Source organism: Thiorhodovibrio winogradskyi (genome assembly GCF_036208045.1).
GTDB classification, from domain to species: domain Bacteria; phylum Pseudomonadota; class Gammaproteobacteria; order Chromatiales; family Chromatiaceae; genus Thiorhodovibrio; species Thiorhodovibrio winogradskyi.
Window position 1 is genome coordinate 3,666,180 of sequence record NZ_CP121472.1, and the last position, 18,816, is coordinate 3,684,995.

Sequence of the window (18,816 nt, forward strand, 5' to 3'; positions counted from 1 at the left end):
GACAGATCCCGCGTCACAACCGTGCGGCACCCGCGCGCAGGCCTCGCGCCACGGCTTGCCCGGTGCGCTGATTGGGCTTCATCTCGCTGAGTTGGCGCTGGAGCAGGTCGGCGATGGCGGCAAGCAGCAGCGGGTCACCCTCGATGCGAACGCCGGCGGGATCCTCCGCTAGCGGCCACAACAGCCGCTCGGCCAAGGCCAGGATGTCCTGGCGATCCGGCACGCCGAAACCAAAGCGCACCAGCGGCGGCACGCGCCGGCTAACATCCTGCTGAAAACGCTGAAATTCCGCCATCTGTTGCGCAACCGTGGCCGGCTCCGCCTTGAGCTTGGACTGCGCCAGATAGGCCGCGGCACGCTCAAGCACCCGGACTTGAGCCCGCCCGATGCGGTCGGACGCAGGCGCGTTTGCTGGCACAGTTCGTGGCTGCAATGCAAGCGGGCCGGCGCTGAGAGACGCCGCGACCAGCCCGTCGTCAAGGCGGGTCAGGCGCTGCTCCCCCAACTGCACGGCCGCCAGAGGTTCGCGTGCTTCCCAAGCACGATGGATGCGGTCGAACAGGGTTGGATCCGGCCTGAGCACCAGATCGAGCAGTTGTTCGAAGACCGGATCGCCATGGGTCGCGAAATGCAGCCGGCGCCCATCATCCAGTCCGATGCCCAGCTCGAACAGCTGTCGCGACGGCGTCAGTCGCACCGGCCCCTCCATGCCGCCCAGGACCGGCAGCGCGAGCGCTTCGCCTGGCGGAAAGGTTTCAACCCGAACACCCAGCGCATGCAGATAGCCACCCGGCTGAGCGCTCTGGCGCAACACCTGCCAGACAGTCTCAAGACGCGCCGACTGGGGCTCCAGTGCGGCTGCGCTATCCAGCGCATCGTAGGCGGCTTTCAGCGCCTCGGCGGGCAGCTCCGTCAGCCGCTGGCGCTCGCCGATCTCGCGCGCATGGGCCTCGGCCCGCGCGAGCAGCCCCGCCTCGTCGATCCCTCCCGGCTCCTGTGCGGACTTGGCAAAGTCCTCGAAATCTTCGCTCTGAATTGGCAGCAGCGAGAACTGCAACTCCCCGGCCACGCTGATCGCATCGCGAAAGCGGCGCACCAGGCGCGCATAGACCACCTCCTCGACGCTGTCCTGATACAGATAGTTGAACACGAAAATCCGCGTATGATGCTGCCCGATGCGATCAATGCGCCCGATGCGCTGTTCCAGCATCATCGGCTTCCAGGGCAGATCGAAGTTGATCAGCCAGTCGGCGCTTTGCAGATTCAAGCCCTCGGCGGCGGCATCGGTGCACAGCAGCAGATCGATCTCGCCGGCGACAAATTGCTGCTTAATCGCGGTGCGGTCCAGCGGCTTGGTGCGTGCCGTGCCAGCCGCGCGCAGGCACCCGCCCTCGCCAGTGAAGGTGCCAATGGGACAACCCGGCAGGCGGCCACACAGCTCGGCATGCAGGGCATCGAGCGTATCCGTGTAGCGCGTGAAAATCACCACCTGGCGCAGGCGGTCGCTGTCCGGTAGGCGACGCCCGTCGAGTTGCCGCAACAGATGGCGCGTCTTGCTCGGTAGCCCCGACAAACGGGCGATGGCCGCAAGCAAGTCCTCGACCGCCGTCTGTTCCCAGGTCAGATCGCTCTCGGTGCGATGTTTTAGCACCAAGGCCTCGATCTGAGTCTCGTCGAGTTCTTCGAGCAGCTCGCGGTTGGATTCATCCACCCCGAGCGATCCGGCCTTGTGCGCCAGGGTCTGCGCGATCTTGACCAACCGCCGTTCCATAGAACAGCGCAGCGCTTGAAAGGACGATGCCAGGCGCAGGCGCAGAAAGCTCAAATAAAAGCCGATCGCCGCGCGCTGGCGGCCTTCGTCCATGTTCTCACCGATGCGCTGTGCCAGCTCGGCGCAGTAGCCTTGGAGCTGGTCATACACCTCGCGCTCGTCCGCGGTCATGGCAATGATGCACGGCTGCACCTCGCGCTTGGCCAGATTGGCGTTGAGCAGGCCCTGCTGTTGATAGGCACGCAGCAGCGAGCGATTGTGCCGCAGCATCGCCCGGCCGAGCGGCGCCAGCAAGCTCAGCGCCGGTTGCAGCTCGCCCCATCCGCCGAGCGGTGACTGACCACGATCAACAAAGTCATTCAGCCCCATCTGCCCAAACAGCCCCAACACCTGCTCCAGCGCAAAGTGCCACTGCTCTGGCGCTGATTCGCGCGCCTCGCGCAGATAGCGCTGCAACCATTGCTCCTCATGCGGTTGCAGACTGTCCCCGGCGAGCAGGCGGTCGGGCAGCCGGTAAAACAGGTCGCAAAGATCCTCCGAGTATTGCACCGCCCCGGCGGCAGGCATCAGCCGCAGCAAATCGAACGCCTCGACGCGATTGATTTGCATCGGCGTGGCGGTCGCCAACCACAGCGCCTTGGCTTTGGGATAGAGCCGCTCCTCCAGCTCCTGATAGAGTCGATTGAAACGCGGCAAGCGCGCACGCTGATCCGGGGCGTCGCGACGCGCCTTGTGCGCCTCGTCCACCAGCACCAGATCCGTCTCCGGCATCTCCGCCAGGATCCGCCCACCCTGGCGATTAATCAGCAAGCCCGTGGAAATGATCTCCAGCGGTGCATCGAACAACCGCCCCTTGCCGGCGATGACTTCACCGGTGCGCAGATCGATGCGCTCCCAGTCCCCCGCGCGGTTGGTGCGGCGCACAAAGGGCAGCAGGAACTTCTCCGCCATCTCGCGCAGCCATTGCGCGGTCAGCGACGCCGGCGCGAACACTCGAATGCTACGCGCCCGCCCGCTGAGCCACAGCGCGCGAAACGCCAGCCCAGCTTCGATGGTCTTGCCCAGACCGACCTCATCGCACAGCAGATGGTTGCGCGGCCAGGTCGCAAGCAGTCGCCGGGCGACAAAGCGCTGATGCGGCCAGGGCTCAATTGGCAGGGTGTCCATGGCGGCCCGCTCACCGCCCGGCAGCAGAGGCGCGAGTCGGATCAGGGCAAAGGCCAGTTGTTCGTTGAAACTCGGCTTGACCGGCTGGCCATTGGGATCGGCGGCCCAGTCGTGGCGGCAGATCAAGTCCGCGTGGGCCGCCGTGCCGTCGATCTCGCTTGGCCGCCGATTGCCCTGGGCGATTTCGATCAAGCGCGCCGCGACCGCCTCGGGCAGGCTCAGAGTACGGATATGGGGATGAGTGCCGTCCCAGAGCCGAGCGAAGCTGTGTTCTTTTTCCGCGAACAAGTCGCGATTCCAGTCGTTCCAGGACGGCTGCACGGTGATGTTCTCCGCATTCACCGCCAGCGCGGTGCGCGACTCGTTCAGCGAACCGGAGACGAACAGCGCGTCGGTCGCATCGCGGAAAATCGCCCATTTCTCGTGCAGATAGCCGTCGCCGGCGTAATCGAGCGGACGCGGGTGGCCATCGCCGCCATGCACACGCAGGCCGACACGAATGCTGAGCACCCCGCGCGCCACCATCCAGCCGAGCAACTCGACGCCATTGCGAACCGCCACCGGCCATCGCGGCGCGTCGTCCAGTTGCGCCAGCAAGCGTGCTTCGGCGCGCGCCTGGTCGCCGTCGAGAATCGCCTGAGCATCTTCGGGGTCAAGCTGCAAGCCGACAACAAAACGCGCCTGCCCGCCTTGACCGACGAAATGGGAAAAGCCTTGGGAAGCCGCCGCCAGCGAGCTGGAGGTGAAATAGCCCGCCACCCGGTCATAGCGAATCGCGCGCGTAAGCGCCGGGAGGTAAAAATCCCGCAGCATGTCCACCGGCTGGCCCGTCGCCGGAAGATCCGAGGTCGCATAGCTCGGCCGCCAGGGATAGTCGCGCAAACGCAAGCTGGTCATGCTCTGGCTTCGAGTTACACCCAAAGAAGCTCAAGATTGAGCAACAGTTCGCCGAACGGCGGTGCTCGCACCTGCTGCGCCTCGCCCGCCTCCAGCACTAGGCGCCAGTTGGGTTGTTGTCCGCCCCCAGCATCTAACGCATAGACTTCCAGCCGGCGTTTTTTCGGATCCAACAGCCAGGCATGGGATACTCCATAGTGAGCATAAAGTGGCAGTTTGATCTCGCGATCCTTGCTCTCGGTCCCGGGCGAGAGAATTTCGCACACCCAGTCCGGCGCCACCTCGAAGCGATGGCCGTCGGGAATCCGCGGCATGCGCTCGCGGCACCAGCCGGCTAGATCAGGCACGGCGACTTCGGTATCGCGAATGAAGTGAACTTCTGGCTCCATAAGGATCCACCAGCCGCCCGGGCCGCCGCGCCCGCGCTCGAAAGGCGTGACCAGATCGCTGGCCAGTCCGGTTTGCACATGCCCATGTCGCCCACTCGGGCGCGGCTGGGTGTAAAGCTGCCCGTTCAAAATCTCCCCGCTCAGCCCCTCCGGCAGGGCTGCGAGATGGTCATAAAGTGTGAGTTGGTAGGCAAGAGCTGTCATGTGCGATCTCAGTGCTAGAAGGTCGGCTCACCGGGCCGTCAGTCCCTGATATAACGACCCGTGATTCGGTCATGGGGCTTCTCCGACGAATGCCAAGGCATTGGACAGCAAGTCCGGAGAGAGTCGATAGCCGCTGGCGGCTAAGTGATAGAGATCCTCGCGTATGGCGGGGATGAGTTCCCGTTGCTTGGCCAGCGTTAGCAGGCCGACCGTGCCGATTAGCGGTAGCCCAAGCCTTGTGGCGGTTCGCCGCGCTGCCCGTTCGTCAATCAGCACCGCTGCCTGGTGCGCCAGCGCCAAGCTGATGGCAGAGGTTTCTCCCAGTCCCAGACGCCAATCATGGGGCAATGCGGGAACGGCGACCCGCTCAACCCATCCCGCGGCAAGGGCCAGATTCAACCGAGCTTGTTCCACATCAGATGGATTGGCAAAGCACTCTGACCAGACAATCTCAGTGGTGATGGTTTGCGCAAAGAGACGAGGCAGCAGCCAGAGTCGATCAATCCGCGCCAGCGCGATCAGTGGTCCAGCATCGGCGATGAGCAGTTCACGCAAACTCCGCTAACTCCTGTTGCAATTCCTCCGGCGAATAGCGCACCACTGGGATCCCCATTTCACCAAGAAGGTTCATGAAGTCGATGCGATTCATACCTGCCAGCTCGGCGGCGCGTCCCAAGGAGAGGACATCCTCATCGAAAAGCTTAATCGCCAAGTCAAGGTTCAAGCCGCGTTTTACCATGGCTTCGTCGAAGGGAACCGCCAAAAAAATGGGGCGGCCCTCGTCGGTGACCACGGCGAGCTGACCTGACTGACTATCATTGAGCACGTCGGTTCTGAACTGTGTTAATTCGGACAAAGGATAAGTGCGCATGGAGTCTTCCTTATGAAAATTGGCAATCACTTGTTGAAGCGTTACATGCGCCAGCCGCTGCAGGACTTTTTGCGCAATCAAAGCGCATAATCAATCTGCTTGAGTATAAAGCTGCCCATTCAAACTCTCCCCTGTCAGCCCTTAAGGCTGGGCTGCAAGATGGTCATAGCGTGTGAGTTGGTCGGCCAAGGCTGTCATGCGCGATCTCAGTGCGAGATTATCTGCTTGGAACGCTTGTTTTAAGGAAAAATACTCCGCATGGCCTGTTCAATCGCTCGATCATTGAGTCGCAGACCCGCGTGGCGAAGCGACTGCACCAGAGATTGCGGTGATTGAACAAGCCCCTTTCGTGTGGATTGCAAGACAATCCCAAGCGTACCCACCACAGGAACCTTCAGCGCACAAGCGGCTCGGCGGGCTTCGCGATCATCCATCACTGTTAAAGACGCGGATTGCAACGCCAGACTCAGTACTGCGTCAAGATAGGCGGCTCAAATCTGTCAGCCACCTCCAGACCCAAGCCAGCGATCGAGCATTTTGATATCCGCCAGAATTTCATCGCCTGTCTGTTGAAAGGGCGTCACTCCAAAATCACCCAGTGCGGAGATAAATTCAGCCCGCGAGAGACCAGCGATTTCCGCCGCTCGCCCTTGGCTGATCCGCTCGAGTTCATACCATTTCACCGCGGCAGCCAAACGCAGTTCGCGCACGAACTCGTCAGGATCATGGCGCACACTGGCAAATACCCCGGGGTCGATTTCAAAGGCCAGATTCATTGCAAACAACCTCTCTAAAACAAAGGCAATCCGTCGCTCGTCTAAGGGTTCATGACATCATCATGACGTTTCGGCTAAAGCTCATAATCAATCAACCGCGCCTCGCGTTGCAGGGTCTCATCGCCGCATTCGTTGGCCCAGACCTTGAGCAAGCCGCGCAGGGCGGGATTGTCGAGCTGGCCGTGGGCACTGAGATAATTGCGCGCGGCGACGATGCCGCCGTCGCGATAGAGCAGAATCAGACCGCAGAGCCGATCCCAAAGCGTTTGGGGGTTGTCGAGACGGACGCGAGCGCGTTCTTCGGGTTTGAGCAAGCGCAGCCGATTGCCGCGAATGGCCAGGGGCGCGGCGCGTTCGCTGTCACTGGCGCTGGCGTAGGCAACCAGGGCGTCGCTGACGCGATAGTTGCCATTGCGCTGTTGCAGGTGAAAATTGAGCGAGCGGCTCATCTGCAAGGCGTCGTCGAAGGCAAAGTCACCCAGCCCGTTGATGCCGAGCGCAATCACCGCCAGGCGCGATTCGGCATCGAGATCCTCGACGGTAACCAGGCCGCCGGACAGGCGGCTGACTTCCTCTTCCGCCACCACCCGGGCCGCCTCGCGCATCGCACGGGTGGGCGGCACCAGCTCGTCGCCATCCCGCACCGGCCAGTGTTGGGAATAGACCCGCGGCGCCCGACCCCAGCAGGCGATCATGCGATCCACCGGATTGAGCTTGAGGCGCGCGAACTCGGCCAGCCCATCGCGCACGGCGGTTTCCAGCCGGGCGCGCACCTCGTAGGCCCAGCTTGAAGGTTGGCGCTCGGCGCGTTCGGCGCACGCGGTGGGGTAACAGGCCAGCGAGATCTTCAAGACAGTTCTTCTCTATTGAATGCGGATGTCGACCATGAACATGCGACAGGCTATCCTAGGCGCTTGCACGTGACGGCCGAATTTAACATGTCGGGACTCAGGCAGCGATCAATCCATCGACCGCGCCGACCGAAAACCACGGTTTTGGACGAGGATTTCACGGACACGCTGACCCCATCCGAACGCAGTGAACGCATGTCGAGAATCCGCGGCAAGGATTCCACGGCGGAACTGCGCCTGCGACGCATGATCCACGGCATGGGTTACAGGTACCGTTTGCATGTCAAGGACTTGCCAGGCACGCCGGATCTGGTGTTCCGTTCTCGCAAGGCCGTGATTTTCATGCACGGTTGTTTCTGGCATCGTCACCACGGCTGCGCCCTGGCGCGCCTGCCCAAATCGAAACGCGCGTTTTGGGAGGAGAAGCTCAATTCCAACAAGGAACGGGACAACAGGAACCAACAGCGGCTAGTCGATATGGGATGGAAGGTCATGGTCATTTGGGAATGTGAAATGCAGCAAAAAGACTTGGCCGGACTTGCCAAGCGGATCAAGCACTTCCTGATCGGCAATGACGGAGAAAATCGCGATGAAATCCGTTGAACTCTTTGCCGGTGCCGGTGGACTGGCGATGGGGGTCGGCTTTGCTGGCTTCGACTCGCTCGGCGTCTTCGAGCGGGATCCCTGGGCGTGCAAGACGGTGAGGCAGAACCAGCAAAGAGGCTACGCCCCAGTGGCGGATTGGCCCCTGTTCGAGGGCGATGTGCGGGACTTCGACTGGTCGTCCATGGTCGAACAAGTCGATCTTCTGGCCGGCGGACCACCCTGTCAGCCGTTTTCCATGGGAGGTAAACATCGCGCGGATAATGATCCGCGCGACATGTTCCCCATCACGGCGGATATCGTCCGCGTATTGCGCCCACGTTCCTTTCTCATCGAAAACGTCAAGGGTCTCACGCGTTCGAGCTTCGCCAACTACTTTCAGTATATCCTGCTGCAACTGGAATTCCCCCAGGTCGCGCGCAAGGCACGGGAGAACTGGACTGAGCATCTGCAACGGCTCCAAGCCAAGAAAACTTCCAACGCGCGGGGCACCACGGACCTAACCTATCACCTGCTACCGACCTTGGTGAATGCCGCCGACCATGGCGTGCCGCAATGCCGTGAACGGGTCTTCATCGTGGGTTTTCGCTCCGATCTCGATGTTGACTGGTCATTTCCAAGAGCCACGCACAGTCTGGACGCCTTGCTCTATTCCCAATGGGTGAGCGGGGAGTACTGGGAACGGCATCGCATCACCAAGCAACGCCGCCCGCCATTGCCCGCGAAATTCGCCAAACGGATTCGCCAACTGTCCGGGGGCTTCGCGCTTTTCAATGAAGCGCCCTGGCGAACCGTCCGCGATGCGCTCGTTGATCTGCCCGACCCCACGCAACCGCTGGGAATGCACGGATTCCACAATCATGTTTTTCAGGACGGCGCCAAAGCCTACCCAGGTCATACCGGAAGCCCGGTGGACTTACCGGCGAAGACGCTCAAGGCCGGAGATCACGGCGTCCCCGGCGGGGAAAACATGATGCGCCTTTCAAACGGCGCTGTGCGCTATTTCACTGTGCGCGAATCCGCGCGCTTGCAGACCTTTCCCGATGGGTATGTCTTCCATGGATCCTGGACGGAAACCATGCGCCAGTTGGGAAACGCTGTGCCCGTCGCGCTCGCGCGTCGCGTGGCGGCATCGGTCGCCATGCACCTGGCACTGTGCGACGAGCGCGGGCTGCTGAATCAACGCGCCAGGAAGCGGGCATGAACGACAACAATGTCATCCCCTTCAATCCGCTGCATAAGCGCCATCTGGGCGAAAGTGTCGGTCAGGCGCTGCTGCGCCGACCGCCGACCGCGATGGCGGATCTCACCAGCTTCTCGGGCGCGGGAGTTTACGCAATCTATTACCAGGGTGAATTTCCCGCCTACGAAGCGATTGCATCCATGAACCGCCAACGGGGTTGCCTCGTCCCAATTTATGTTGGCAAGGCCGTGCCCAAGGGCGCGAGAAAAGGCGGCGACCTAGAGGCAAATCCGGGGAAAGCGCTCTTCAATCGCCTCACGCAACACCGGCGTAGTATCGAGGAGGCCACGAATCTCAACCTTGCCGATTTCCACTGTCGCTTTCTTGTCGTCGACGATATCTGGATCCCTTTGGGCGAATCCTTGTTGATCGCTAAATTCAACCCGTTGTGGAATCTTCTCATCGACGGGTTCGGCAACCACGACCCAGGCTCCGGTCGGCATGCGGGTGTTCGACCAAGATGGGATGTGCTACATCCAGGACGTGCGTGGGCGCAAAAATGCCGACCACGAGAAGAAAGCGCTGAACAAATCGTGGCGGACGTAAAGCAATACCTACGAGACAACCCGCCAACAGATGATGCCGAATTGATCACGCCCTAGAGCCATCCGGATAGACCAGTGATTGCATCATCCGACGCCGCTTGCCGTCAGCGGGCGGCGCGCCCACTAGGCGTGCAGACGGTGCATCGGCGGCGCTAAGCCGGTATTTCGCTCGCGCCGGGTCTCGGCGCCCACCTGATGACAGGGAAAGCCGGCTTCGATCAGGCGGGTGTCCTTGGAATCCATGGGTGTCAATCCTGTTCCTTGTTTATGTGATCAGGGTCAAGCTCAAAGGCTTCTTGATCCGGCAAGCCTTTCAATTGATCGAGCAGCGCTGGAATATCGTCCTGAATGATGCTCCAAACGGTGTCATCATCGATACCCAGATAGCCATGAATGATCCGGTTGCGTGTGGCAATCATCATGCGCCAGGGAATCTCCGGATAAGCATTGCGCACAGCGTCCGGTAACTGACTGGCTGCTTCGCCGATGAGTTCGAGATTGCGCAAGGTCGCGTCATAGGTGATTCCGCTGTCAATAAAATGCTCTTGATTAAGTCCACCGGTATATCTGAGAACACGATGACAGAAGTCAATGATGTCATCAATATAGAGACGCCAATCACGCCGCGGCGTTTGCTTTGACATAGATCATTTCTTTTTCAATAAAGGGTTTTAATTCCGCGCGCAGGGCTTTATCGGTGACCAGATCAATGGGGCACCCGAGCAGATCTTCCAGATAAAACAGGACGCCAAAATAACGCGCTGATGTCGCCGGGCCATCGAAGCAGGCGAGAATATCAATATCGCTGTCGGGCCGTGCCTGATCGCGCGCCATGGAGCCGAACAGCGCCAGCGATGCAATACCGAAGCGGTTGGCCAGGTGCGGCAAATGAGCGCTTAGTTGACTGAGGGTTTCGGCGCGGCTCATTCGCGACCGGGGTTGCTGTGCGCTCCTGTGGTGTGTGATACCTTCACTCAGATTCATTTCTGGCTTCAAGAATGCTGTTTTTAATCCCTGGAATGCCGCGAATATCGGTGTCATCATCAATGTATTCACTTTGCTCCAAAATCTGAACTTTATTTGGTGAAAAATGTTCAAGCAGCCAGGTAAATTGATCGCTGATACGATCATCGATTTTTAATGTCAAGGTTTTCATCCGCTATTGTGCCTTTCGTTTCGGCCTATCCCCGCGCCCTTAGCCGCTCCAGCACTGCTGCAGCGCGCTTGTCGCCAGACTCACCACAGAGCATCAGGCGCAGACCGCTGACCGCCCAACTGCGCAGAGCCTAGTCGGCGCTGCTGACATTGGACAACCAGTAAACGGCTTCCTCGCGCGAGAGCATGGCCACGCGCCGGCCAACCAGTTCGATGCGATCAACATCGCGCACCTTGGCTTGCAAGCGGAAAAACAGCGCGAGGCGCGACCTGCGCATCGGTGTCGAAAAACAGCTTGCCGACCAGCGTCAGCGTCTCCGCTGTGGTGGCGCGCTCGGTGGTGATCAGCTCGCCCTCGTCCGAGAGCTGCTTGATGATGGTGCTTTCCAGATGCAATCCACCGGAGCCGCCGCCGGTCGGGCCGGCGTTCTTGCCGACGATGCCGTCGAGATAGGGAGCGACATCCTGTCCCTGCTTGGCGGCATGGGTGACGGCGATCAGGGTGTGGGTCTTGCCGCCGCCGAAAGCTTCATCGAGACGCTGCATTCCCGGTCGCGCGGCATCGTTCCGCACCAGGCGCGCCAGCACATTGTCGAGAATGTCGCGCAGCCCCTGGGTGGGATAGGTGGCATCGCGAAAAAAGGCGACCGGATCGGAATACAGGGACGCGGCGCCTTCGCGTGCCTCACCGCGCGCATAGTCGCCGAGTACCCGACTGAGGCTCGCGGTAAAAATTTCCGGGTTGAAGGTGCCGGCGAGGATCTCCGGCCGGGGTTGGCAGCTTGAGCGCACCTCTTGCATGTCCGTGTCCCTCGGGGCAATTGTTTCGGGGTCAGCTTGATCGGGGTGGATGCTGATGGCATTGAACGCGTGGGGAGAACATGATACATCACGGCTCGCGTATTCACGCAATGCGAAGGTCACGAATCCCTGCGGCATCCTTTATCCACTGCGAGTCTGGCCAGTGCACCTGGTGGATGTCGATGTCGTCGGCGCCCAACCGGCGCGGGGAATCTCCTCGACGAGAGCATCCATGCCAAAGCATCCATCGCAGCGCCAAGATGAAAGGCCGCGCTTGAGACGCCGCAATCTGGTTCAAATCCCCCTGCTCCGGGGCATATCCCCTGCTTGCCTGACCCGCACCGGCCCGTGCCTGCAAGGCGCGCGCGCTGTTCAACAACTGGCTCGATTTCTGCATGGCTTTATGCATACACCCATGCGCGGCGCCATGGCGGTCTTCGCCGGCGTTGCGCACTGAAAAAACCACGGAGGATTCGATGCTCAGAAGCTTGTCAGAGCCCAAAGGTTACCGCCTCGAAGCACGCGATGGCGAGATCGGGCGGTGCAAAGATTTCCTGTTCGACGATGAGCGCTGGACCCTGCGCTACATGGTGGCCGATACCGGCGGTTGGCTGTCGGGGCGCAAGGTGCTGATCTCACCGGCACAGATCGAGGACCTGGACTGGCAGCTTGAGCATATCGCGGTCAAGCTGACCCGGGAACAGATCGAACAAAGCCCGCCGCTGGAAACCGATGCCCCGGTCTCGCGCCGCTATGAACAAGCCTACAACAGCTTCCATGCGCTCCCGGACTATTGGCTTGGCAGCGGGCTGTGGGGCGACTTTCCGCTCCCCTCCGGTCTGACGGGCACGCAGGCGGCGCGCCTGGAGCCGCTGGCCTACGAGGCCGCGCTGGGGGAGGCGGATGCCGAGTCGGGCGCCAACTCTGACACCAGCCCAGGCGGTATTGCGGAAAATGAAGACGTCCACCTGCGCTCCGTGCGCGAGGTGACCGGGTATGACCTGGTCGCTGTCGGCGCCGAGCGGGATAGCGACGGCGGCAATGGTTCCGAGAAGATCGGACGGATTGTCGATTTCATTGTCGAGGATAGCAGCTGGGCGCTGCACGCGCTGGTTGTGGACAGCTCGCGCCTGCCGCTATCGAAGAAAATTCTGCTGCCAGTCGATGCCGTGATCGACATCGATTGGGTTTCGCGCCAGGTGAACGCGGATGTTCCGCCCGATATCATCGACAAGGCGCCCCCATTTGATCCGAACGAACCCATTAATGCGCGGCTGGAAGTCGTGCGCTATGACGCCGTCGGTCGCCCTTATCGCGCGCAATGAGTTCACGAAAGGACAAGCCTAAAAAGCGGCGCACGGAAGATCCAATGTCTCGTTCCGACTCCAACCGCAAACTCAGCGGACAACTCAAGGCGCTGCGTCACCAGGCCTGGCATCCCGGCGAGCCCGATGGCCCGCCCTGGCGCAATGACATCCACGCACTGATCGCCATCTTTGCGCTCGCCGCCGCCCTGACCCTGCTGCGCTCGCCCGCGCCACAAGAACTGAGCTACACCGAGCTAAAGCAGGCGGAGCGCGAGGATCGCATCGCACAGGTGACCTTCGCAGCATGGGGTCGAGATTGACGCTGAGCCGACCGATACCGGCCTATTGACGCGTGTGTTGAGCAGGCGACCAAGCTGGCCCGGCGTCGAGCGCGACAGCCGGCAGTTGATCGAGGAAAACCGTGATCGGCTTGAACGCCTGGCGAAAAACCTGCTTGAGGCCGAAACCCTGGGGCGCGAACAGATCGACGCCATTCTTGATCCCGCGTCTTGATCCCGCGCGCTGAATTGATCACGCGGGTCACCACTGAAACGCCATCATCGGAGAACAGTATGCCTTATCAGACCACCGCCGATCTTCCCGACTCGGTGCGCGACAACCTGCCCGAAGGCGCCCAGAATATCTATCTGAAGGCCTTCAACAGCGCCTGGGATCAATACGCGGACCAAAGCGATCAGGAAACCACCGCCCACAAGGTCGCTTGGTCCGCGGTGAAACAGCGCTACGAAAAACGCGACGGCCAGTGGGTTTCGCGCTGATCCGGGAAGCCCGCCATTCGTTGCGGTGTTTTCGAGGGGTTAGCCGACTCCACAGCCAACCGAAATCGGTGCTCAGGCGCCATCATCAGCCTTTTGCATTCACCACCAACACACCTACTCTGCGAGGACTCAATGGAACGCATCACCTTACCCAATACCGATCTCAAGGTTTCCCGCATTGGACTTGGCACCTGGGCCATCGGCGGCTGGATGTGGGGCGGAACCGATGAAGAAGCCTCCATCCAGACCGTCCTGCGCGCCACCGAACAAGGCATCAACCTGATCGACACAGCACCGGTTTATGGCTTCGGGCGCAGCGAGGAGCTGGTTGGCAAAGCCATCGCCCAACATGGCCGGCGCGAGGAATTGGTCATCGCCACCAAGACCGCCCTGGAATGGAGCGAGGACCACGGCAGCGTCTGGCGCAATGCCAGTCGCGCACGCATTGAGCGCGAGGTCGAGGACTCGCTGCGCCGACTGGGGACCGACTATATCGATCTCTACCAGGTCCACTGGCCGGACCCGCAAACGCCCATCGCCGAGACCGCCGAGGCCATGCGTGCGCTGCTCGACGCGGGTAAGATCCGCGCCATCGGCGTGAGTAACTTCTCGCCGGCACAATGCGAGGCATTTCGCGCCGTGGCGCCCTTGCATAGCGTGCAGCCGCCCTACAACCTCTTCGAGCGCCAGATTGAGGCCGATCTGCTGCCCTGGGCGCGCGAGCATGCGGTGGTCGCGCTCTGCTACGGCGCCATCTGCCGCGGTCTGCTCTCCGGGCGCATGCAGGCGGACACCCAGTTCGAGGGCGACGACCTGCGCCTGTCGGATCCCAAGTTTCAGCCACCGCGTTTCGAGCAATACCTCGCCGCCGTCGAAGACCTCAAGGCGCTTGCGAGCGAACGCGGCGGCCATTCGGTCCTTGGCCTCGCGCTGCGCTGGCTGCTGCAGCAATACGAGGGCAACATCGCACTCTGGGGCGCGCGTCATCCCGGACAGCTGTCCGCCATCGACGAGGTCTTCGACTGGACACTCAGCGAGGCCGATCTGGCCGAGATCGAGCGGATTCTCGCCAGCCGGATTCAAGACCCCGTTGGTCCGGAGTTCATGGCCCCGCCGGCGCGCGAGCCATCACGTTAAAATTCTCGATCCGGCGTTATCTTTGCAAATTGCAGATAGAAACTGCAAATTGTAAGATTCGGCCATGATTCCCCGTCACGCGCAAGAGACAGCCCTGCGACTCGCGCGCGGTTTCCCCATTCTGGTGGTGACCGGACCGCGGCAATCTGGCAAAACCACCCTGGCACGCGCCCTTTTCCCTGATCGGGACTATGTGACCCTGGAGGATCCAGAACAGCGCGAGTTCGCAACGACTGATCCGCGGCGTTTCCTGGCGCGATTTCGTTCAGGCGCGGTTATCGACGAGGTCCAGCGGGCGCCTGACTTGCTGTCCTACCTACAGGGCATCGTGGATGAGCGCCGCGTGATCTCGCACAGCACCGCGAGCGAATGGCTGTCGGTGCTGGAGGCAAGCTATCTGGTGGTCCGCCTGCCGCCCTACCATGTCAATTTCGGTAAACGACTGGTCAAGAGCCCAAAACTCTACTTTCTCGACACCGGCTTGGCCGCGGCCCTGTTGGGCATCGGTGACGCCGACGGTCTGTCCATCCATGCCCAGCGCGGCGCCCTGTTCGAGACCTGGGTGGTCTCGGAAGTGATGAAACAGCGCTGCAATGCGGGGCAACCTCATGGGTTGTTTTTCTGGCGCGACAACACGGGCAACGCAGTCGATCTGCTGTTCAAGAACGCCGGCCAACTCCATACCGTGGAAATAAAATCCGGCGCGACCTTCACCCGCGACTGGCTCAAGGCCCCGAAACGCTGGCGGCAACTCGCCGGCGATCAGGCCGCCCAACCGCTGCTGATCCATGGCGGCGAGCACGGCTACGAGCGCGAAGACATCAAGATACTTCCCTGGCGGTCCGTCGGTGAGCTTCTTCCTATTCGAACCCATTGGCGACCAAAGGAACGGCATGACGGGTGCTTGAGCGACGAAAAAGACCCTTGATACGACGTATCGGCGGTTTCACGTCAGATAATCCGCTTTTATGTCGCCTAAGCGTTTTTCGCGACATATAATCCGCCACATGCCAAAGCGCATTCCAGAACAAGAACTCAACGCCATCCGCGCCATCGTGGCGAACCATCATCCGAACGCTGTGCCGGTCGGGACCATTCGCGACGCCTTGGCGGATGAGGTTCCGCCGAGAATGCTGCAACGGCGCCTGGCCTTGTTGGTCGCTCGTGCACCTCGCGTATCTACAACCCTTCGAAGACGCAAACAAGCGGGTTTCGCGTCTTGCGGCGAATATCCCCCTGATTCGACAGAACCTCTGCCCGCTGTCATTCGTCGATGTCCCGGAACGAGCCTATATCGATGGCGTGCTGGGTATCTATGAATTGAATCGCGTTGAACTGTTGCGCGATGTTTTCATTTGGGCCTACCAGCGCTCCTGCGCGCGCTACTCCGCCGTGCGCCAGTCGCTCGGCGAGCCGGATCGATTCCGTTTGCGTTACCGCGCGCTGATCGCCGAGGTGGTCGCGGCAGTGGTTCGCGACGGGCTGGACAAGAAGGCCGCAACCGCTTTGATCCGGCAACACGCCGCCGAGCAAGTCCCGGCGGAAGATCAAGGGCGCTTTGTCGAGGTCGCGGAAACCGAGCTGATGAGCCTTCATGAAGGCAACATCGCGCGCTACCGCTTGCGGCCTTCTGAGTACGAGGCCTGGCGGCAAGGCTGGCATTGATGGCGTTTGCGCCTCCCGAAACCCGGAACACACAAAACCCTTTTTCCGCATGTAATCAGAAAGCCGTGGTCCGCGCCCGATTTCGGAATGCGACCCGACCGGGATACAATCAGACGAAACGTCTAAGTGCCAATCGTGAGCGACCTGAACCCACTCCGCCAGCTCTGCCAGCAACTCGCGCGTGCCCAGTCCGAAGCGGCGGCCTTGGGACTCTTTGTCGACGACCGCGAGCTGCTCGATTGCCCCAAGTGCAAGCTCTTCGAGGATGTCACGGCTGGCGGACTGCTCATGACCTCCCGCAAGCTCGCCACTCCAGCCATCGACACCGGCTTGCGGTTTCGCCAGGTTTCTTCCACGACATTCCAATGCCCGGCCTGCGCCGAGATCATCAACATCCAAGAAGACGTCCATGGCGAAGACTAAGCCCGAAAAATCCAAATCCCTCGAATCCTGGATCTGGAACGCCGCCTGCTCCATCCGCGGGGCCAAGGACGCACCCAAGTACAAGGACTACATCCTGCCGCTGATCTTCACCAAGCGCCTCTGCGACGTCTTCGACGATGAGCTAAACCGCATCGCCGCCGAGGTCGGCTCACGCAAGAAAGCCTTCGCGCTCGCCAAGGCCGACCACAAGCTGGTGCGCTTCTACCTGCCGCTGGCGCCGGATGATCCCGAGCAACCCGTCTGGTCGGTCATCCGCAAGCTCGCGGACAGAATCGGCGAAGGCGTCACCACCCAGATGCGCGCCATCGCGCGCGAAAACCCGCTGCTGCGGGGCATCATCGACCGCGTCGACTTCAACGCCACCACCCACGGCCAGCGCGACCTCGACGACGACCGCCTGTCCAATCTCATTGAAGCGATCAGCACCAAGCGTCTGGGCCTGGACGATGTCGAGGCCGACATCATCGGTAAGAGCTACGAATACCTCATCCGCAAGTTCGCCGAGGGCGGCGGCCAGAGCGCCGGCGAGTTCTACACCCCGCCCGAGGTCGGGACTATCATGTCGCGTGTGCTCCAGCCCGAGCCGGGCATGGAAATATACGACCCCTGCTGCGGCTCCGGCGGTCTGCTGATCAAATGCGAGATCGCGATGGAAGAGGCGGCGCAGACCGAGCAACCCGCCCCGCTCAAGCTCTATGGCCAGGAATACACCGCCGACACCTGGGCCATGGCCAACATGAACCTGATCATCCACGACTTCGAGGGCGAGATCGAGATCGGCGATACCTTCAAGAACCCCAAATTCCGCCGACACGGCCGGCTGCGCACCTTCGACCGCGTCGTCGCCAATCCGATGTGGAACCAGAACTGGTTCACCGAGGCCGACTACGACAACGACGAGCTCGACCGCTTTCCCGCTGGCGCCGGTTTTCCCGGCAAATCCTCCGCAGACTGGGGCTGGGTGCAGCACATGCACGCCAGCCTCAACGACACAGGCCGTGCAGCCGTGGTCCTCGACACCGGCGCCGCCTCGCGCGGCTCGGGCAATGCCGGCGCCAACAAGGAAAAGACCGTCCGCCAGTGGTTCGTCGACCACGACCTGATCGAAAGCGTCCTCTACCTGCCCGAGAACCTCTTCTACAACACCACCGCGCCCGGCATCGTGTTGTTCCTGAACAAGGCCAAGCCCGCGCCGCGCCAGGACAAGGTCTTCCTCGTCAACGCCAGCCAGGTCTTCGAAAAGGGCGACCCCAAGAACTTCATCCCCGAGGCAGGCATCGCGCGCATCGCCGACACCCTCATTGGCTGGAAGGAAGCGGACAAGCTCAGCCGCATCGTCGATCTCGCCGAGTTGAAGAAGAACGACTACAACATCTCCCCCAGCCGCTACATCCACACCAGCGACGCCGAAACCTATCGGCCGCTGGCGGAAATCGTCGCCGACCTGGACGCGGTTGAGGCCGAGGCGCGGGAGGCCGATGCGGCGCTGCGTGAAATCCTGCGGAAGATCGGAGTATGAGCGAGCCCCAGGATCTCACCGAAGCCTCCAACCGCCTGCTGGGTGAGTTGCGGGGCATGATCACGGATGCGAGGGAGCAGCTCGCCCAGACCACCAATGCCGGGCTCACGATGCTCTACTGGAACCTGGGGAGCCGGCTGCACCGCGAGATTCTCGGCGAGAAACGTGCTGAATACGGCAAACGGATTGTCGCCGCGGTGGGGCGACAATTGTCCGGCGAGTTCGGAAGCGACCTCAGTGAAAAAACCTCTGGCGCATGGTTCAGTTGTCCAGGATTTTCGGATAACTGCCGCAGGTGACAGAAAGAAGAAAGGACTTTCGGCATGACGAAAAAAGCGACCACCGCGAAAATCAGCGTCCAGGGGACAGACATCACCGTCATACACCATCAGGATGCCGACTTCATCTCCCTGACCGACATGGTGCGACACTTCGACGGTGGTCCCGCTCTGATCGAGCAATGGCTCAAAAACAAGGACACCGTTCTCTTTCTCGGCATTTGGGAGCAACTCAACAACCCGAATTTCAAAACCCCCGAATTCGAGGGAATTAGAAACGAGGCCGGACGGAACAGCTTCTACCTCTCCGCCAAAAAATGAACGCAGACCACGGACGCCATCGGCTTGATCGCCAAAGCAGGTCGCTACGACGGCAAACCCTCACCGCACGGACCGCAAAGGAATTTAAAGGAG

General features: G+C 61.2%; 26 protein-coding genes. 14 read left to right on the top strand and 12 right to left on the bottom strand.

The genetic code is table 11. The features are described from left to right. Positions 1-13: 13 nt before the first annotated feature. The 7 genes from Thiowin_RS16775 to Thiowin_RS16800 all read right to left on the bottom strand — a co-directional run bounded on the left by Thiowin_RS16775 (position 14) and on the right by Thiowin_RS16800 (position 6,926). Positions 14-3,835 (bottom strand): helicase-related protein, encoded by a 3,822-nt coding sequence (locus tag Thiowin_RS16775; protein WP_328984116.1) that lies wholly within the window; start codon positions 3,833-3,835, stop codon positions 14-16. A gap of 14 nt (positions 3,836-3,849) precedes the next feature. Beyond that, positions 3,850-4,428, bottom strand: coding sequence for a Uma2 family endonuclease (locus Thiowin_RS16780; RefSeq protein WP_328984117.1), 579 nt, complete (start codon positions 4,426-4,428; stop codon positions 3,850-3,852). 69 nt (positions 4,429-4,497) lie between these two features. Continuing rightward, the gene (locus tag Thiowin_RS16785; protein ID WP_328984118.1) at positions 4,498-4,983 is read right to left on the bottom strand and encodes a DUF3368 domain-containing protein; all 486 of its coding nucleotides are present in this window, start codon (positions 4,981-4,983) and stop codon (positions 4,498-4,500) included. Next, on the bottom strand, positions 4,976-5,380 hold the full coding sequence (locus Thiowin_RS16790) for a UPF0175 family protein (protein WP_328984119.1): 405 nt from the start codon (positions 5,378-5,380) through the stop codon (positions 4,976-4,978). The genes Thiowin_RS16785 and Thiowin_RS16790 overlap by 8 nt, the downstream gene beginning before the upstream one ends. A 158-nt stretch (positions 5,381-5,538) precedes the next feature. After that, the gene (locus Thiowin_RS25405; protein ID WP_408034097.1) at positions 5,539-5,733 is read right to left on the bottom strand and encodes a DUF3368 domain-containing protein; all 195 of its coding nucleotides are present in this window, start codon (positions 5,731-5,733) and stop codon (positions 5,539-5,541) included. A 66-nt stretch (positions 5,734-5,799) separates the two neighbouring features. Further along, positions 5,800-6,075, bottom strand: a complete 276-nt coding sequence (locus Thiowin_RS16795) for a UPF0175 family protein (protein WP_328984120.1) — start codon at positions 6,073-6,075, stop codon at positions 5,800-5,802. A 74-nt stretch (positions 6,076-6,149) separates the two neighbouring features. Further along, on the bottom strand, positions 6,150-6,926 hold the full coding sequence (locus tag Thiowin_RS16800; protein ID WP_328984121.1) for a hypothetical protein: 777 nt from the start codon (positions 6,924-6,926) through the stop codon (positions 6,150-6,152). Positions 6,927-7,070: 144 nt separating this feature from the next. Between Thiowin_RS16800 and Thiowin_RS16805 the strand changes: the two genes are divergently transcribed. Genes Thiowin_RS16805 through Thiowin_RS16815 form a run of 3 tightly spaced genes read left to right on the top strand, consistent with a single transcriptional unit; the run spans position 7,071 to position 9,374 of the window. After that, the gene (locus Thiowin_RS16805) at positions 7,071-7,529 is read left to right on the top strand and encodes a very short patch repair endonuclease (protein ID WP_328984122.1); all 459 of its coding nucleotides are present in this window, start codon (positions 7,071-7,073) and stop codon (positions 7,527-7,529) included. Then, positions 7,516-8,733, top strand: a complete 1,218-nt coding sequence (locus Thiowin_RS16810) for a DNA cytosine methyltransferase (protein ID WP_328984123.1) — start codon at positions 7,516-7,518, stop codon at positions 8,731-8,733. Before Thiowin_RS16805 ends, Thiowin_RS16810 begins: the two co-directional genes overlap by 14 nt. Next, complete coding sequence (locus Thiowin_RS16815) at positions 8,730-9,374, top strand: Eco29kI family restriction endonuclease (RefSeq protein WP_328984124.1); 645 nt, start codon at positions 8,730-8,732, stop codon at positions 9,372-9,374. The genes Thiowin_RS16810 and Thiowin_RS16815 overlap by 4 nt, the downstream gene beginning before the upstream one ends. 191 nt (positions 9,375-9,565) lie before the next feature. Here the strand turns inward: Thiowin_RS16815 and Thiowin_RS16820 are convergent, their stop codons facing one another. The 5 genes from Thiowin_RS16820 to Thiowin_RS16835 form a co-directional block, all read right to left on the bottom strand. Then, the gene (locus Thiowin_RS16820) at positions 9,566-9,961 is read right to left on the bottom strand and encodes a HepT-like ribonuclease domain-containing protein (RefSeq protein ID WP_328984125.1); all 396 of its coding nucleotides are present in this window, start codon (positions 9,959-9,961) and stop codon (positions 9,566-9,568) included. After that, positions 9,936-10,361 (bottom strand): nucleotidyltransferase family protein, encoded by a 426-nt coding sequence (locus Thiowin_RS16825; protein ID WP_328984126.1) that lies wholly within the window; start codon positions 10,359-10,361, stop codon positions 9,936-9,938. The genes Thiowin_RS16820 and Thiowin_RS16825 overlap by 26 nt, the downstream gene beginning before the upstream one ends. After that, a complete protein-coding gene (locus Thiowin_RS16830; RefSeq protein WP_328984127.1) occupies positions 10,288-10,473 on the bottom strand; it encodes a hypothetical protein in 186 nt (61 codons plus the stop codon). Before Thiowin_RS16830 ends, Thiowin_RS16825 begins: the two co-directional genes overlap by 74 nt. A gap of 130 nt (positions 10,474-10,603) precedes the next feature. Then, on the bottom strand, positions 10,604-10,705 hold the full coding sequence (locus Thiowin_RS25580; protein WP_456243439.1) for a DUF7680 family protein: 102 nt from the start codon (positions 10,703-10,705) through the stop codon (positions 10,604-10,606). Next, complete coding sequence (locus Thiowin_RS16835; RefSeq protein ID WP_328984128.1) at positions 10,692-11,273, bottom strand: hypothetical protein; 582 nt, start codon at positions 11,271-11,273, stop codon at positions 10,692-10,694. The genes Thiowin_RS25580 and Thiowin_RS16835 overlap by 14 nt, the downstream gene beginning before the upstream one ends. Before the next feature lie 476 nt (positions 11,274-11,749). On the opposite strand from Thiowin_RS16835, the gene Thiowin_RS16840 reads away from it, so the two are divergent. The 11 genes from Thiowin_RS16840 to Thiowin_RS16890 all read left to right on the top strand — a co-directional run bounded on the left by Thiowin_RS16840 (position 11,750) and on the right by Thiowin_RS16890 (position 18,723). Next, positions 11,750-12,598, top strand: a complete 849-nt coding sequence (locus Thiowin_RS16840; protein ID WP_328984129.1) for a PRC-barrel domain-containing protein — start codon at positions 11,750-11,752, stop codon at positions 12,596-12,598. A 44-nt stretch (positions 12,599-12,642) separates the two neighbouring features. Continuing rightward, positions 12,643-12,900, top strand: coding sequence for a hypothetical protein (locus Thiowin_RS16845; protein ID WP_328984130.1), 258 nt, complete (start codon positions 12,643-12,645; stop codon positions 12,898-12,900). Between the two features lie 37 nt (positions 12,901-12,937). Further along, on the top strand, positions 12,938-13,093 hold the full coding sequence (locus tag Thiowin_RS16850; protein ID WP_328984131.1) for a hypothetical protein: 156 nt from the start codon (positions 12,938-12,940) through the stop codon (positions 13,091-13,093). A 59-nt stretch (positions 13,094-13,152) separates the two neighbouring features. After that, positions 13,153-13,359, top strand: a complete 207-nt coding sequence (locus Thiowin_RS16855; RefSeq protein WP_328984132.1) for a ChaB family protein — start codon at positions 13,153-13,155, stop codon at positions 13,357-13,359. A gap of 132 nt (positions 13,360-13,491) precedes the next feature. Then, on the top strand, positions 13,492-14,496 hold the full coding sequence (locus Thiowin_RS16860; protein WP_328984133.1) for an aldo/keto reductase: 1,005 nt from the start codon (positions 13,492-13,494) through the stop codon (positions 14,494-14,496). 64 nt (positions 14,497-14,560) lie between these two features. Beyond that, positions 14,561-15,424: an ATP-binding protein gene (locus Thiowin_RS16865; protein WP_328984134.1), complete on the top strand. Its 864-nt coding sequence runs from the start codon at positions 14,561-14,563 to the stop codon at positions 15,422-15,424. A gap of 236 nt (positions 15,425-15,660) precedes the next feature. Further along, positions 15,661-16,161, top strand: coding sequence for a Fic family protein (locus Thiowin_RS16870; RefSeq protein WP_328984135.1), 501 nt, complete (start codon positions 15,661-15,663; stop codon positions 16,159-16,161). Positions 16,162-16,296: 135 nt separating this feature from the next. Continuing rightward, positions 16,297-16,584 (top strand): hypothetical protein, encoded by a 288-nt coding sequence (locus Thiowin_RS16875; protein WP_328984136.1) that lies wholly within the window; start codon positions 16,297-16,299, stop codon positions 16,582-16,584. Further along, on the top strand, positions 16,571-18,124 hold the full coding sequence (locus Thiowin_RS16880) for a type I restriction-modification system subunit M (RefSeq protein ID WP_328984137.1): 1,554 nt from the start codon (positions 16,571-16,573) through the stop codon (positions 18,122-18,124). Before Thiowin_RS16875 ends, Thiowin_RS16880 begins: the two co-directional genes overlap by 14 nt. Then, on the top strand, positions 18,121-18,423 hold the full coding sequence (locus Thiowin_RS16885) for a DUF1016 N-terminal domain-containing protein (protein WP_328984138.1): 303 nt from the start codon (positions 18,121-18,123) through the stop codon (positions 18,421-18,423). The genes Thiowin_RS16880 and Thiowin_RS16885 overlap by 4 nt, the downstream gene beginning before the upstream one ends. 24 nt (positions 18,424-18,447) lie before the next feature. Beyond that, positions 18,448-18,723 (top strand): KilA-N domain-containing protein, encoded by a 276-nt coding sequence (locus Thiowin_RS16890; RefSeq protein ID WP_328984139.1) that lies wholly within the window; start codon positions 18,448-18,450, stop codon positions 18,721-18,723. Positions 18,724-18,816 lie beyond the last annotated feature (93 nt).

Coding starts and splice junctions, on each gene's coding strand:
- Thiowin_RS16885 (WP_328984138.1), top strand. CDS start 18,121: ATGAGCGAGCCCCAGGATCTCACCGAAGCCTCCAACCGCCTGCTGGGT.
- Thiowin_RS25405 (WP_408034097.1), bottom strand. CDS start 5,733: ATGGATGATCGCGAAGCCCGCCGAGCCGCTTGTGCGCTGAAGGTTCCT.
- Thiowin_RS16880 (WP_328984137.1), top strand. CDS start 16,571: ATGGCGAAGACTAAGCCCGAAAAATCCAAATCCCTCGAATCCTGGATC.
- Thiowin_RS16840 (WP_328984129.1), top strand. CDS start 11,750: ATGCTCAGAAGCTTGTCAGAGCCCAAAGGTTACCGCCTCGAAGCACGC.
- Thiowin_RS16845 (WP_328984130.1), top strand. CDS start 12,643: ATGTCTCGTTCCGACTCCAACCGCAAACTCAGCGGACAACTCAAGGCG.
- Thiowin_RS16795 (WP_328984120.1), bottom strand. CDS start 6,075: ATGAATCTGGCCTTTGAAATCGACCCCGGGGTATTTGCCAGTGTGCGC.
- Thiowin_RS16825 (WP_328984126.1), bottom strand. CDS start 10,361: ATGATGACACCGATATTCGCGGCATTCCAGGGATTAAAAACAGCATTC.
- Thiowin_RS16865 (WP_328984134.1), top strand. CDS start 14,561: ATGATTCCCCGTCACGCGCAAGAGACAGCCCTGCGACTCGCGCGCGGT.
- Thiowin_RS16860 (WP_328984133.1), top strand. CDS start 13,492: ATGGAACGCATCACCTTACCCAATACCGATCTCAAGGTTTCCCGCATT.
- Thiowin_RS16815 (WP_328984124.1), top strand. CDS start 8,730: ATGAACGACAACAATGTCATCCCCTTCAATCCGCTGCATAAGCGCCAT.
- Thiowin_RS16830 (WP_328984127.1), bottom strand. CDS start 10,473: ATGAAAACCTTGACATTAAAAATCGATGATCGTATCAGCGATCAATTT.
- Thiowin_RS16775 (WP_328984116.1), bottom strand. CDS start 3,835: ATGACCAGCTTGCGTTTGCGCGACTATCCCTGGCGGCCGAGCTATGCG.
- Thiowin_RS16890 (WP_328984139.1), top strand. CDS start 18,448: ATGACGAAAAAAGCGACCACCGCGAAAATCAGCGTCCAGGGGACAGAC.
- Thiowin_RS16810 (WP_328984123.1), top strand. CDS start 7,516: ATGAAATCCGTTGAACTCTTTGCCGGTGCCGGTGGACTGGCGATGGGG.
- Thiowin_RS16820 (WP_328984125.1), bottom strand. CDS start 9,961: ATGTCAAAGCAAACGCCGCGGCGTGATTGGCGTCTCTATATTGATGAC.
- Thiowin_RS16780 (WP_328984117.1), bottom strand. CDS start 4,428: ATGACAGCTCTTGCCTACCAACTCACACTTTATGACCATCTCGCAGCC.
- Thiowin_RS16835 (WP_328984128.1), bottom strand. CDS start 11,273: ATGCAAGAGGTGCGCTCAAGCTGCCAACCCCGGCCGGAGATCCTCGCC.
- Thiowin_RS16855 (WP_328984132.1), top strand. CDS start 13,153: ATGCCTTATCAGACCACCGCCGATCTTCCCGACTCGGTGCGCGACAAC.